The sequence below is a fragment of the Streptomyces sp. NPDC001415 genome (assembly GCF_053597395.1).
In genome coordinates this window covers 158409-172384 of sequence record NZ_JBSFIE010000009.1, presented here as the reverse complement: position 1 = coordinate 172384, position 13976 = coordinate 158409, and the positions used below count along the sequence as shown (strand labels likewise).

At 73.2% G+C, this 13976-nt stretch carries 7 protein-coding genes; 5 read left to right on the top strand and 2 right to left on the bottom strand.

What is annotated here, in order from left to right; all coding sequences use genetic code 11:
- Positions 1 to 127: 127 nt before the first annotated feature.
- On the bottom strand, positions 128 to 3139 hold the full coding sequence (locus ACWC2B_RS15075) for a lysylphosphatidylglycerol synthase domain-containing protein (RefSeq protein ID WP_450716882.1): 3012 nt from the start codon (positions 3137 to 3139) through the stop codon (positions 128 to 130).
- 212 nt (positions 3140 to 3351) lie between these two features.
- Here ACWC2B_RS15075 and ACWC2B_RS15070 point away from each other — a divergent pair, with 212 nt between their 5' ends.
- The 5 genes from ACWC2B_RS15070 (at position 3352) to nudC (ending at position 13535) form a co-directional block, all read left to right on the top strand.
- Positions 3352 to 3765 (top strand): MGMT family protein, encoded by a 414-nt coding sequence (locus ACWC2B_RS15070; RefSeq protein ID WP_450716991.1) that lies wholly within the window; start codon positions 3352 to 3354, stop codon positions 3763 to 3765.
- A 161-nt stretch (positions 3766 to 3926) separates the two neighbouring features.
- Positions 3927 to 7421: an ATP-dependent helicase gene (locus ACWC2B_RS15065; protein WP_450716881.1), complete on the top strand. Its 3495-nt coding sequence runs from the start codon at positions 3927 to 3929 to the stop codon at positions 7419 to 7421.
- Between the two features lie 60 nt (positions 7422 to 7481).
- Complete coding sequence (locus tag ACWC2B_RS15060) at positions 7482 to 11057, top strand: UvrD-helicase domain-containing protein (protein WP_450716880.1); 3576 nt, start codon at positions 7482 to 7484, stop codon at positions 11055 to 11057.
- A 10-nt stretch (positions 11058 to 11067) separates the two neighbouring features.
- Positions 11068 to 12483, top strand: a complete 1416-nt coding sequence (locus ACWC2B_RS15055) for a dipeptidase (RefSeq protein WP_450716879.1) — start codon at positions 11068 to 11070, stop codon at positions 12481 to 12483.
- A 71-nt stretch (positions 12484 to 12554) separates the two neighbouring features.
- Positions 12555 to 13535: an NAD(+) diphosphatase gene (gene nudC, locus ACWC2B_RS15050; RefSeq protein ID WP_450716878.1), complete on the top strand. Its 981-nt coding sequence runs from the start codon at positions 12555 to 12557 to the stop codon at positions 13533 to 13535.
- A gap of 100 nt (positions 13536 to 13635) precedes the next feature.
- Here the strand turns inward: nudC and ACWC2B_RS15045 are convergent, their stop codons facing one another.
- Positions 13636 to 13878 carry a mycoredoxin gene (locus tag ACWC2B_RS15045; RefSeq protein ID WP_344378264.1) on the bottom strand — a complete coding sequence of 81 codons (243 nt, stop codon included), beginning with the start codon at positions 13876 to 13878 and terminating at the stop codon, positions 13636 to 13638.
- Positions 13879 to 13976: the final 98 nt, after the last annotated feature.

The following is a 13976-nucleotide window of genomic DNA, read 5'->3' as shown; positions in this document are numbered from 1 at the left end:
GATCGTCCGTCGGGCCGTCCGCCCAGCCCGGAACGCCCGCTCCACGTCAAGGACCGCGTACGGGGGAAGGCCGCGCTCGCAGTGGGTGACGCGGGCCGCGCCGGCTGTCCAGGGGCGGGGCCGGCCCCTACAACTGCCCCTTCCGCGTGAGGTAGTTGAAGCACAGCCAGCCCGGCAGGACCGGGAGCCAGAACGTCAGGAGCCGGTACAGCAGCACCGCCGAAGTGGCGGTCTCGGCCGTCATGCCGGCAATGGTCAACGCCGTGGACAGCGCCAGCTCGACCGCGCCGACACCGCCCGGCGTCGGCGCCGCGGACCCGAGCGCGTTGGCGGTCAGGAAGACCACGGCGACGCTGGCGTAGCTCAGCGTGTGCTCGCTCCCCGTACCGAACGCCCGGATCGACGCGTCAAGACACATCACGAACACGCCGGTCAGCAGCAGCATCCCGCCGATCCCGGTGATCAGCTTCTGCGGGCGCTGGAGCACGTCCAGCATGCGCGGCACCACGCCGGCGAACAGCGAGCGGACCCGGCTGACCACGAACTTGCGCAGGAACGGGACCGCGGTGACCACCAGGATCAGGACGGCCGCCGTGAGCAGACCCGCGATCACCGTCCGGGACGGCGACAGGTCCGAGGTCTGCTCGGTGCCGGTCACATAGCCGAAGATCAGCAGCAGCGAGATGTGCGAGGCGAGTCCGAACAGCTGCGATGCGCCGACGCTCGCCACCGCGAGCCCCGGCCGTACACCCGCGCGCTGGAGGAACCGCGTGTTGAGGGCTACACCGCCGACCGCCGCGGGAGCCACCAGCTTCACGAACGAGCCCGCGACCTGCGCGATCACCGCCCGCCAGAACGGCACCCGCTCGGGCACGAAGCCGAGCAGGCTGGCCGCCGCGGCCGGGTAGGACAGCGCGGAGAACAGTACGGCCGCCGCGACCCAGCCCCACTGGGCGTTCGCGATCAGATCGCCGAACTTGATGTTGGTGAGCTGCACCAGGAGGAAGTACGCGGCGAAGGCCCCCGCCACGAAACTGATCAGCGTCTTCACCTTGATGCGCTCAAGGCGTACCGGCTCGACCGGGGCCTGCGGGCGGATCAGCAGCACCTGGTGGCGGATCTGGGTGAGCAGATCGTCCTCGTGCGCCTCCTCCAGAGCCTCGTCGATGGCCAGCTTCTCGGCCTTCTTCCCGGCCTTGACGGCCTTGCGGTCCTCGGGCGCCGTGACCGCTTCGGGGTGCGCCGCGGCCTCCTTGGCGGCGGCGGCCTCCGCGGCCTTCGCCTCCTTCGCCGCGTCCGAGGCTTCGAGGACCGCCTCGCGCTCGCGCTGCGCCTGCTCGCGGCCGAGCTTGCGCAGGGTCGCGCGGGTGGAGCGGCTCAGCGCGATGGGCTGGAGCAGCGGGAGGCTGTCGGCGACCGCGTCCGGGCCCAGCACGTCGAGCGCGGAGGCGACCGAGCGCTCGGCGCCGACGCGCAGGCCCAGGGTGGTCAGGAGCTGGGCGACGTCCATCCGGAGCACGATGTCGCCGGCCGCGATCTCGCCGCCGCGCAGGTCGGTCACGATCACCCTGCCGGAACGATCCACCAGGATCGCGTCGCCGGCGAGTCTGCGGTGCGCGATCCGCCGCGACTGGAGCGCCTCGACCTGCCGCCACGTCTCGCGCAGCAGGTCGTCGGTGATCTCCTCGTCCTCAAGGGAGTCGAGGGAGCGACCGCCGGTGTGCTCGTACACCAGCATCACGGCGTCCGGGCCCAGCTCGGAGGTGGCGATCAGCTTGGGCGCGTTCGCCCCGGCCGCGATCGCCGCGTACGCGAGGAGCGCCTCCTGCTCCAGGGCCTGCCTGAGCGACTGGATCGAGCGGCGGGTGGTGATGGAACGCAGCGTCAGACGGCGCCACACCCGGTAGAAGAAGCCCTGAGCCTGCTGCTCGCGGTCGACGACCGTGACGTCGAGGGGCGGGCCGTCCTCCAGCGTGACCAGATAGCGCCGGCCGCGCTCGCCCTGCTCCATCGAGTCCGGTACGTCCTCGGCGCGCAGCGCGGTCACCGGGTTGAAGCCGACGTGGCGGAGCCCCGCGAGCAGGGTCTGCCCGGTGGGCCGCACATTGGGCGAGCCGACCGCGTAGAGCGTGCCGTACGCGACCGTCCAGCCGATCAGGATCGTCACGATGATCGAGAACGGGGTGGTCTGACCGCCGACCAGTACGGCGAAGGAGTTGAGCAGCAGAACCGCCCACAGTGCCACCCGCCACCTGGGTCTGCGGGCCATTCCGACGGCCGTCATATAGGCGATGACGGGGGCGAGATAGCCGTGCACGGGGTCGGTGATGGAGCCCGAGAGGGTCTGCCGGGTCAGCGCCTCGGTGATCGATCCGGGTGCGGACTTGGCGACCCAGAGATCGGTGGCGAGGGCGACGCCGTGCGCGAGCACCGCGGCGAGCACCCCGTCGGCGATGCGCAGCCCGTCACGTTTGATCAGCCGCTCGATGGCGAAGGCGACGGGCAGCACCAGGACGGCGATGCTGGAGGCGAGCCCGGCGAGGCGGATCAGGACGTCGGGGGTGCCGGTGGTGCCCTTGGTGATGTCGTCTTCCAGGCCGGACGTGGTGCCGTGCGCGAACGCGGCCATGGCCAGGACCACGGCGATCGCGAGCACACCGGTGAGCAGCCGGAGCAGATCCGAGGGACGGTGCACGCGCGCGGGCAGCAGCGGTTCGTCCACGGAGACGCGCTCGATGGAGCCCGAGGTGTCGTCGCACAGGGCGTCGCCGCCCTTGCCGTACCGGTCGGCCTCCGTGCCGTTGCCGCCTTCGGGGCGCAGGTCGCCTTCGGGGGCGGCGGGACCCTTGGGGTCTTCTTGGCCCGCTGAGCCTTCGGGTCCGCCGGATCGCGGCTGGGCTTCGTGGCCCGCGGAGCCTTCGGAGGTCTCTTGATCCTCGGGGTCTTCGCGGCTGGCGGAGCCTTCCTGGGAGTCGGAGCGCTCGCCGTCCGCCCGGTTTGCGGAGCCTTCAGGTCCGGTTCCGGGGCGGGACTCCGCGCCGGGTGCCCCGTCCTCGCCCGCCGGCTCGGGAGCTCCGGGTGCGTCGGGCTGCCGCCCCGTTTCAGGGGTGCTGCTCGCCGCCGCCTCGGGTGGCTGCACGCCCCGCTCCTTCGCTGCCTCGTCCGTCTTGTCTCTGTCTCGTATCACCGCTCACCGCCCGCATGATGGTGGCATGTCCAGAGATCCCAGGGGGGCATCAGGGTGCATTGGCCGGGCGTGCGCTGTGTGAGTTGCGCCCCTTTGCCGCTCCGCGCCCGGACCGCGCCCGGATCCGACCCGGCCCGGGGCGGCTGTCGGTGGCGTACGGCAGGATGGAGCGGATGAGCGAGGAGCAGCGGGACCGGGCGGGCGAGGTGCTGCCCGAGATCCCCGCATACGCGGAGCGGGTCCTTGAGGTCGCCGAGCACATCCCGCCGGGCCGGGTGATGACGTACGGGGACGTCGCGGAGTGGCTCGGTGAGGGCGGGCCGCGCCAGGTCGGCCGGGTCATGGCGCTCTACGGCGGCGCGGTGCCCTGGTGGCGGGTGGTGCGCTCGGACGGCGCGCTCCTGCCCGGGCACGAGCTGCGCGCCCTCGGGCACTACCGCGACGAGGCCACCCCGCTGCGCGAGGCGGGCCGGTCCGCCGAGGGCCACCTGCCGCGCCTCGACATGCGCCGGGCGCGCTGGGACGGCACCACAGGCGGCGCGGTCGACGGGCTCGACGGCGGGGCGGCTCATACCTGACAGCTTCCGCCATCCGGCGTTGCCGGGGGCGGCCTGAGGACCGTACGGATGACCCGCTGCGTGCCGGGCACGGTTCGGCGTACCGTCGAGGGTCTGCGCCGGGCGCGCAGGCCTCGTAGTCACCATCACGACCAGCACACCCACCAGGACCGGCGATCCACGTGAGCTCCTCCTCTTCCACCGGGCGTCAGACGTACCAGCAGGTACGTCGGCGGTCCCCCGGCGCGTACCGACTGGTGCGTACCCCGCCGGATCCGGTGGATCCCCCTCTCCTTGACGCACCCCAGCGCAGGGTGGTTGACCACCGATCGGGTCCGCTTCTGGTGCTCGCGGGGCCCGGCACCGGCAAGACGACCACCCTGGTCGAGGCGGTCGCGGCCAAGGTGGCGGCCGGCACGGATCCCGAACGCGTCCTGGTCCTCACCTTCAGCCGCAAGGCCGCGGTCGAGCTCCGCGACCGGATGGCGTTGCGCCTCGGCGCCGGAGCGAAGAGCCCGCAAGCCACCACGTTCCACTCGTACTGTTACGCGCTGGTCCGCGCGCACCAGGACGCCGAGCTGTTCCGCGAGCCCCTGCGCCTGCTGTCCGGCCCCGAACAGGACGTGGCCGTACGCGACCTCCTGGCCGGGCAGATCGACCTCCAGCGCACCGGGCTCGCGCATGTGAGCTGGCCCGACGAGCTGCGGGCCTGCCTGACCACGCGCGGCTTCGCCGACGAGGTGCGCGCGGTGCTCGCCCGCAGCCGCGAACTGGGCCTCGGCCCCGACGCCCTGGCCCGATTCGCCGAGCGGGCGGGCCGCCCGGACTGGAAGGCGGCCTCGGCGTTCCTCGCGGAGTACCTCGACGTCCTCGACCTCCAGGGCGTCCTGGACTACGCGGAACTCGTGCACCGCGCGGTGCTGCTCGCCGAACGCATCGAGCTGCCCTCTTATGAGGCGGTGTTCGTCGACGAGTACCAGGACACCGACCCGGCACAGGTACGGCTGCTGAAGGCGCTGGCGGGGGGCGGCCGCACGTTGGTCGCGTTCGGCGACCCGGACCAGTCGATCTACACGTTCCGGGGTGCCGACATCAACGGCATCCTCGACTTCCCCGACACGTTCGCGCGTACGGACGGGAGCCCGGCGCCCGTCGAGGTCCTCACCACGTCCCGCCGCTCGGGCACGGCCCTGCTGGACGCGACCCGGCTGCTGACCCGCCGCATGCCGCTGCCGCGCCTGCCCGCCGAGCGGGTCCGCGCGCACCGCGACCTGTCGCCGACCCGCACGGGCGGCCGCGTGGAGACGTACACGTATCCCACGGCCTCCACCGAGCTGGACAACATCGCGGACCTGCTGCGCCGCGCCCACCTCGAAGAGGGCGTCCCCTGGCAGGAGATGGCGGTCCTGGTCCGCGCGGGCACCCGCACGATCCCGGCCCTGCGCCGCGCCCTGACGACGGCGGGCATCCCCGTGGACACGTCGGGCGCGGACACCCCGCTGCGCGACGAGCCGGCGGTGTCGCCGCTGTTGACGGCGCTGCGGGTGGTGGCGGGGGCGGCGCTCAAGGGCGGGCCCAGGGGCGGGGGTGCCGGAGGCTCGGCCGGCGCGGCGGGCGGTGCCGGAGCCACCGCCGATGCCGGGGCTTCCACCGCCGCGGGAGATGGTGCCGGAGCCACAGCCACGGGAGGCGGTGCCATGGCCTCCTCCGCCGTGGTGGACGGCGCCGGAGCCCTCGCGCCCGCGCCCGTCAGCCTCGTCCACCCGGACAGGAACGCGGCGAACAGCCCCACCGCACCCACCACCTGGCTCGACCCCGAGACCGCGCACACCCTCCTCACCTCGCCGCTGGGCGGCATGGACACCGCCGACCTGCGGCGCCTCGGGCGGGCCCTGCGCGACGAGGAACGCGCCGCGGGCAACCGCGTCCCGGCACCCTCCGACGTCCTGCTCGCCCGGGCGCTGGCCGAGCCCGAACGGCTCGTCGCACACGACCCCTCGTACGCGCGTGGCGCCCAGCGCCTCGCCGCGCTGCTGCGCAAGGCCCGCGAGCTCCTGGAGGGCGGCGGCACCGCTGCCGAGGCGCTGTGGGAGCTGTGGAACGGCACCCCCTGGCCGCAGCGCCTGGAGCGCGCCGCGCTGCGCGGCGGGGCAGGCGGGCGAGCCGCCGACCGCGATCTGGACGCGGTCTGCGCCCTGTTCGACACCGCCGCCCGCGCCGAGGAGCGCACCGGCGGCCGGGGCGCGCTCAACTTCCTCGAAGAGGTCGACGCGCAGGACATAGCCGCCGACACCCTGACCCGCCGGGCCGCCCGCCCGGACGCGGTACGCGTCATGACCGCCCACCGCTCCAAGGGCCTGGAGTGGAGCCTGGTCGTGGTCGCCGGGGTACAGGAAGGGCTCTGGCCCGACCTGCGCCGCCGGGGCTCGCTCCTCGAAGCCGACCGGATCGGCCGCGACGGCCTGGCCGAACCGCTCACCCCGGGCGCGCTCCTGGCCGAAGAACGACGCCTCTTCTATGTCGCGGCCACCCGCGCCCGTGACCGCCTCGTGGTGACCGCCGTCAAGGCTCCGGCCGACGACGGCGACCAGCCGTCCCGCTTCCTCACCGAGCTGGGCGTCGAACCCCGGGACACGACGGGCCGCCCCCGCCGCCCGCTCGCGGTCGCCGCGCTGGTCGCCGAGCTGCGCGCCACGACCGTGGACCCGGCGGCCTCCGACGCGCTGCGCGAGGCGGCCGCCGAACGCCTCGGCAGGCTGGCCGCGCTGGCCGACGACGAGGGCCAGCCGCTGGTCCCGGCGGCGCATCCGCACCGCTGGTGGGGCCTGTACGAGCCGACCCGCTCGGAGGTCCCGCTGCGCGACCGTGCCGCCCCGGTCGCACTGTCGGGCAGCGCCCTGGACCAGCTGGCCAACACCTGCGCCCTGCAGTGGTTCCTGGGCCGGGAGGTCAAGGCGGACGCTCCCGCGACGGCCGCCCAGGGCTTCGGCAACGTGGTCCACGTCCTGGCCGACGAGGTCGCCTCCGGCCGTACGCCGGCGGACCTGGCCGTCCTGATGGAACGCCTGGACTCGGTCTGGGACGCGCTGGCCTTCGACGCACCCTGGAAGTCGGTCCAGGAGAAGCAGAACGCGCGAGCCGCCCTGGAACGCTTCCTCCAGTGGCACACCCTGGACCGCGCGGGCCGCACCCCGGTCGCCACGGAACACGGCTTCGACGTGACCCTGGAGGCGGGGGAGTACGAGGTGCGCATCCGGGGCTCGATGGACCGCGTGGAGCAGGACGTCGAAGGCCGCGCCTACGTGGTCGACTTCAAGACGGGCAAGCAGTCGCCCACCGCCGCGGAAGTCGCCGCCCACCCGCAACTGGCCGTCTACCAGCTGGCGGTGAGGGAGGGCGCCCTGGACGAGGCCTTCGACGGCCGACGCCCCGACCCCGGCGGCGCCGAACTGGTCCACCTGCGCCAGAGCGCCCCCAAACGCGAGGGCGGCGACGCGTACCCGAAGGTCCAGTCCCAGCAGCCCTTGACGGGCGAGTGGGTGGGCGACCTATTGGCCACAGCGGCGGGCAAGGTCCTGGACGAACACTTCACCCCGTCTCCGGGCACGCACTGCACGCACTGCACGTTCCGAGCGTCGTGTACGGCCCAGCCGGAGGGGCGGCAGGTGGTGGAGTAGCGGGCGCCCCCGCCCTGAACCCGGCCCCCACTGTCAGCACCCCCCACTACCCTTTCAACCGTGCCCACCCCCCTCAGCGACCCCGAGCAGCTCAAAGAGCTCCTCGGTATCCCGTTCACCCCGGAGCAGACGGCCTGCATCACCGCGCCGCCCGCCCCGCAGGTCATCGTGGCCGGAGCCGGCTCCGGGAAGACCACGGTGATGGCGGCCCGGGTCGTGTGGCTGGTGGGCACCGGCCAGGTCGCGCCCGAGCAGGTCCTGGGGCTGACCTTCACCAACAAGGCCGCGGGCGAGCTCGCCGAGCGCGTACGCACCGCCCTGATCAGGGCCGGGATCACCGACCCGGACGCCCCGGAGCCCGAGCAGGGCGAGCCCGGCATTTCCACGTACCACGCCTTCGCGGGGCGCCTGCTCACCGACCACGGCCTGCGCATAGGCCTGGAGCCCACCTCACGCCTCCTCGCCGACGCCACCCGCTTCCAGCTGGCCGCCCGCGTACTGCGCGAGGCCCCGGGTCCCTACCCCGCACTGACCAAGTCGTTCGCCTCCCTGGTCAGCGACCTGCTCGCGCTCGACGCCGAGCTCGCGGAGCACCTCGTACGCCCGGAGCGGCTGGCCGCGTACGACCAGGAACTGCTGCGCGCCCTCGCCGACGCCAAGCTCAGCAACGCCGAGCTGCGCAAGGTGCCCGAGGCCGCCGCCGCCCGGCTGGAACTGCTCGATCTCACCACCCGCTACCGCGCCGCCAAGAAGAGCCGCGACCTGCTCGACTTCGGCGACCAGATCGCGCTGTCCGCCGAGCTCGCCCTCACTCACCCGGAGGTCGGCCGGATCCTGCGCGAGGAGTTCAAGGTGGTGCTCCTGGACGAGTACCAGGACACCTCGGTCGCCCAGCGCCGGCTGCTCGCCGCGCTCTTCGGCGGCGGCACCGGCCACGCCGTGACCGCCGTAGGCGACCCCTGCCAGGCCATCTACGGCTGGCGCGGCGCCTCGGTCGCCAACCTCGACGACTTCCCCCGCCACTTCCCGTACGCCGACGGCCGTCCCGCGACCCGCTACGCGCTGTCCGAGAACCGCCGCAGCGGCGGCCGCCTCCTGGACCTCGCCAACTCCCTTGCCGCGCCGCTGCGTTCGATGCACGAGGGCGTCGAGGCGCTGCGCCCGGCCCCCGGCGCCGAGCGGGACGGAAGCGTCCGCATCGCCCTGCTCGACACCCACGAGCAGGAGATCGAGTGGCTCGCCGACTCGATCGCCCACCTCGTGCGCACCGGCAAGGCTCCCGGCGAGATCGCCGTCCTGTGCCGTACGGCGGGCGACTTCCCGCAGATCCAGGGCGCCCTTGTGGCCCGCGACATCCCCGTCGAGGTCGTCGGCCTCTCCGGCCTGCTCCACCTGCCCGAGGTCGCCGACCTCGTAGCGGTCTGCGAAGTCCTCCAGGACCCGGGCGCCAACGCCTCGCTCGTACGGATCCTGACCGGCCCGCGCTGGCGCATCGGCCCGCGCGACCTGGCGCTGCTCGGCCGCCGCGCCCGCAATCTCGTACGCCGCGTCACGGGCGACTCCGACGACCCGGACCAGCGCCTCGCCGACGCCGTCGAAGGCGTCGACCCGGCCGAGGTGATCTCGCTCGCCGACGCTCTGGACACCTTCCTCGAAGGCGCCGAGGACGACGAACTGCCCTTCTCCGCCGAGGCCCGCGTCCGCTTCGCCCGCCTGGCCGCCGAACTGCGCGACCTGCGCCGCTCGCTCGCCGACCCGCTCATGGACGTACTGCACCGCGTCCTGAGCGTCACCGGCCTCGAAGTCGAGCTCTCCGCCTCCCCGCACGCCCTGGCCGCCCGCCGCCGCGAGACGCTCTCCGGGTTCCTCGACACGGCGGCGGGTTTCGCCGCGCTCGACGGCGATGCCTCGCTCCTCGCCTTCCTCGGCTTCCTGCGCACCGCCGCCCAGTACGAGAAGGGCCTGGACAACGCGCTGCCCGGCGGCGAGAACACGGTGAAGGTGCTCACCGCCCACAAGTCCAAGGGCCTGGAGTGGGACGTCGTCGCCGTCCCCGGCCTGGTCACCGGAACGTTCCCCTCCACCCAGTCGAGGGAGGCCTGGACGTCCCAGGCGAAGGTCCTCCCGCACGCGCTGCGCGGCGACGCCCCGACGCTGCCGGTCGTCGAGGAGTGGGACGCCAAGGGCCTCAAGTCCTTCAAGGAGGCGATGAAGGACCACCAGCACACCGAGGAACTGCGCCTGGGATACGTCACGTTCACCCGCCCCCGCACCCTGCTGCTCGGCTCCGGGCACTGGTGGGGCCCGAGCCAGAAGAAGCCCCGGGGCCCCTCCGACTTCCTGCACGCGCTGTACGAGCACTGCGCGGCGGGCCACGGCGAGATCGAGGCGTGGGCGGACGAACCGGCCGAGGACGCCGAGAACCCCGCCCTCCACGAGTCCGCCACCACCCACGCCTGGCCGCTCCCGCTCGACCCGGAATCCCTGGCCCGCCGCCGCGCCGCCGCAGAACGAGTCCTGGCCCACCTGGCGACCCCGGTCGCGGAAGCTCCCCATGACGAAGCGCCCACCTCTTATGAGGACGCGCCTTTCGCGGACGAGCCCTATGGGGACGGGCTGTACGAAGACGCGCCCTATGGAGCCGATCCGTACGAGGACCATCCCCACGAGGGCGAGCTCTACGAGGACGACCCCTTCCCTCCTTATGGAGAAGGGGAGTTGGGGCACCCGGTCGACCTGACCGACGACTGGGACCTGCTGCCCACCGAGCGCCCCGCCACCACCCCGCCGTCCGCCGACGCGGAGATCGAGCACGCCCCGGCCGCGCCGGTCGAGCACACCCGCGTCCGCGACCACGCCCTGGCGCAGGCCCCCGCCGACATCCCCGCTCCCCGCCTGACCCCCGAGGACCGTCGCACCCTGCACTCCTGGGACCGCGACCTGGAGGCGCTCACCACCGAGCTGCGCCGGGCCCGTGCGACCACCCGCGAGGTGGAGGTGCCGGCCTCGCTCACCGCGTCCGAGCTCCTGAGGCTGGCCGCCGACCCCGACGGCTTCGCCCGTGATCTGGCCCGCCCCATGCCGAGCCGCCCGCAGCCGGCCGCCCGCCGGGGCACCCGGTTCCACGCCTGGGTGGAGTCCCGCTTCGAGGAACTCCCGCTGCCGATGCTGGGCCCGGACGAGCTGCCCGGTGCGGACGACACCGAGGCCGACATCGCGGACGAGCGGGACCTCGCCGCCCTCAAGGAGGCCTTCGAGCGCACCCCGTACGCGGCTCGCACCCCGTACCGCACCGAGGCCCCCATCCAGCTGACGCTGGCGGGCCGGGTGATCAGGGGGCGGATCGACGCCGTCTACAAGGAGGGCGACGGCGCCCTCGCCACGTACGAGATCGTCGACTGGAAGACCGGTCGGCAGGCCACCGCCGACCCCCTCCAGCTGGCGGTCTACCGGGTCGCCTGGGCCGAGCAGCTGGGCGTCCCGCTGGAGTCGGTCGGGGCCGCGTTCGTGTACGTACGCACAGGTGAGACGGTCCGACCGGGCCGTCTGCCGGGCCGGGCCGAGCTGGAGGCGATCCTGCTCGGGCGCAGTCCGCAGGGCGGACCGGCGGACCGGCCACCGCCCCCGGCCGGATAGGCTCAAGGGCATGAGCGAGACCCCGGACAGCGCCGTCCAGACCGCCACCGAGACGGTGCGCACGTACATCGAACAGCACCGCGCCGCCTTCCTCGACGACCTCGCGGAGTGGCTGCGCATCCCGTCCGTGTCGGCCCAGCCCGACCACGACGCCGACGTACGGCGCAGTGCCGACTGGCTCGCCGCCAAGCTCAAGGAGACCGGCTTCCCGGTCGTCGAGATCCTGGCCACCCCGGGCGCCCCCGCCGTCTACGCCGAGTGGCCCTCGGGCGAGGCGGGCGCCCCCACCGTCCTGGTCTACGGCCACCACGACGTGCAGCCCGCGGCCCGCGAGGACGGCTGGCACACCGACCCCTTCGAGCCGGTGATCACCGACGGGCGGATGTACGGACGCGGTGCCGCCGACGACAAGGGCCAGGTGTTCTTCCACACACTCGGGGTCCGCGCGCACCTCGCCGCCACCGGCCGCACCGCCCCCGCCGTCAATCTGAAGCTCCTGATCGAGGGCGAGGAGGAGTCCGGTTCGCCGCACTTCCGCGCCCTCGTCGAGCAGCACGCCGAGCGCCTCGCGGCCGACGCCGTGATCGTCTCCGACACCGGCATGTGGTCCGAGGACACCCCCACCGTGTGCACGGGCATGCGCGGCCTCGCCGAGTGCGAGATCCAGCTGTACGGCCCCGGCCAGGACATCCACTCCGGCTCCTTCGGGGGCGCCGTCCCCAACCCGGCGACGGCCGCGGCCCGCCTGGTGGCGGCCCTGCACGACGCCGACGAGCACGTCACGATTCCCGGCTTCTACGACGGCATCGCCGAGCTGACCGACGCCGAACGCGAGCTCTTCGCCGAGCTGCCCTTCGACGAGGCCGAGTGGCTGGACACCGCCAAGTCGGGGGCGACCCTGGGCGAGGCCGGCTTCTCCACACTTGAGCGGATCTGGGCCCGCCCGACCGCCGAGGTCAACGGCATCGGCGGCGGCTACCAGGGCCCCGGCGGCAAGACGATCATCCCGTCGTCGGCCATGGTGAAACTGTCCTTCCGCCTGGTCGCGGGCCAGGACCCCCAGCACATCGAGAAGCTCGTCACCGACTGGGTCGCCGAGCGGATCCCGGCCGGGATCCGGCACGAGATCACCTGGAGCGCGGGCACCCGGCCGTGCCTCACCCCGCTCGGCCACCCGGCGCTCCAGTCCGTCGTGCGGGCGATGGGCGAGGCCTTCGGTACGAAGGTCCGCTTCACCCGCGAGGGAGGCTCGGGACCCGCCGCCGACCTCCAGGACGTACTGGCGGCGCCTGTCCTGTTCCTGGGGATCTCGGTCCCCTCCGACGGCTGGCACGCGCCGAACGAGAAGGTCGAACTGGATCTGCTGTTCAAGGGCGTCGAGACCACGGCCCACCTGTGGAGCGACCTCGCCGCCACGACAGCCTGATCCGCCAGCCTGACCGCCGGCTGACAGAAATCGCTGAACACACCATCCACCCGGGGGAGTTGGAAGCACCTGTGAGCACCACCAGCAGTGAAGCCATCACGGACCAGCCGATCGGGCTCGCCACGCCGATCGGTCTCACGGCGCCCAGCGGCATCGACCGGGCGGCCCACCACCGCCTCGACGAGGCCTGGCTGGCGGCCGCCTGGAGCCACCCGACGACCCGGGTCTTCGTGGTCTCCGGCGGCCAGGTCCTGATCGACGACACCACCGAGGGCACAGACGGCACGGACGCGCGCACCGAACTCGTCATGACCCCGGCCTTCGAGGCCCCGGTCACCGAGACCCACCGCTACTTCCTGGGCACCGACGAGGACGGCGTCAGCTACTTCGCCCTCCAGAAGGACGCCCTGCCGGGCCGCATGGACCAGTCGGCCCGGCCCGCCGGACTGCGCGAGGCCGGCCTCCTGCTGTCCCCGCGCGACGCGAGCCTGATGACGCACGCCGTCGCCCTGGAGAACTGGCAGCGCCTGCACCGCTTCTGCTCCCGCTGCGGCGAGCGCACTGTGATCGCCGCGGCCGGCCACATCCGCCGCTGCCCGGCGTGCGGAGCCGAGCACTACCCGCGCACCGACCCGGCCGTGATCATGCTGGTCACGGACGAGCACGACCGGGCGCTGCTCGGCCGCCAGGTGCACTGGCCCGAGGGCCGTTTCTCCACCCTGGCGGGTTTCGTCGAGCCCGGCGAGTCCATCGAGCAGTCGGTGCGCCGCGAGGTCTTCGAGGAGGCCGGCGTCACGGTCGGCCCGGTCGAGTACGTCGCCAGCCAGCCCTGGCCGTTCCCGTCCAGCCTGATGCTCGGCTTCATGGCCAAGGCGACCTCGTCCGAGATCAACGTGGACGGCGAGGAGATCCACGAGGCCCGCTGGTTCTCCCGCGAGGACCTGGCCGCCGCCTTCGAGTCCGGCGAGGTCCTGCCCCCGTACGGCATCTCGATCGCGGCCCGCCTCATCGAGCTCTGGTACGGCAAGCCCCTCCCGAAGCCGACGCACTGACCCGGACCCGCACACCGGACCATGCTCATCCCCACATATGGAAGGCCCCCGTCCGAGGTGGGACGGGGGCCTTCCGTAATCAGTCGCAGTACGGGCGCTCTCAGACGCCGATCTTCTGCTTGACCTGGGCGAGCGACGGGTTGGTCAGCGTCGAGCCGTCGTGGAAGAGCACGGTCGGGACCGTCTGGTTGCCGCCGTTGGCCTTCTCCACGAACGCCGCCGACGCCGGGTCGTGCTCGATGTTGACCTCGGTGTACGCGATGCCCTCGCGGTCCATCTGCTTCTTCAGCCGCTGGCAGTAGCCGCACCAGGTGGTGCTGTACATCGTCACAGTGCCCGGCATGTCTTCGCGCTCCTCTGTATCGCTGACTGGCGTGCGCGCCCCGCCGAATGCGGTTCCGCACGCACTGGAACGTACGAGGGCCGAGCACCATTCCCGTA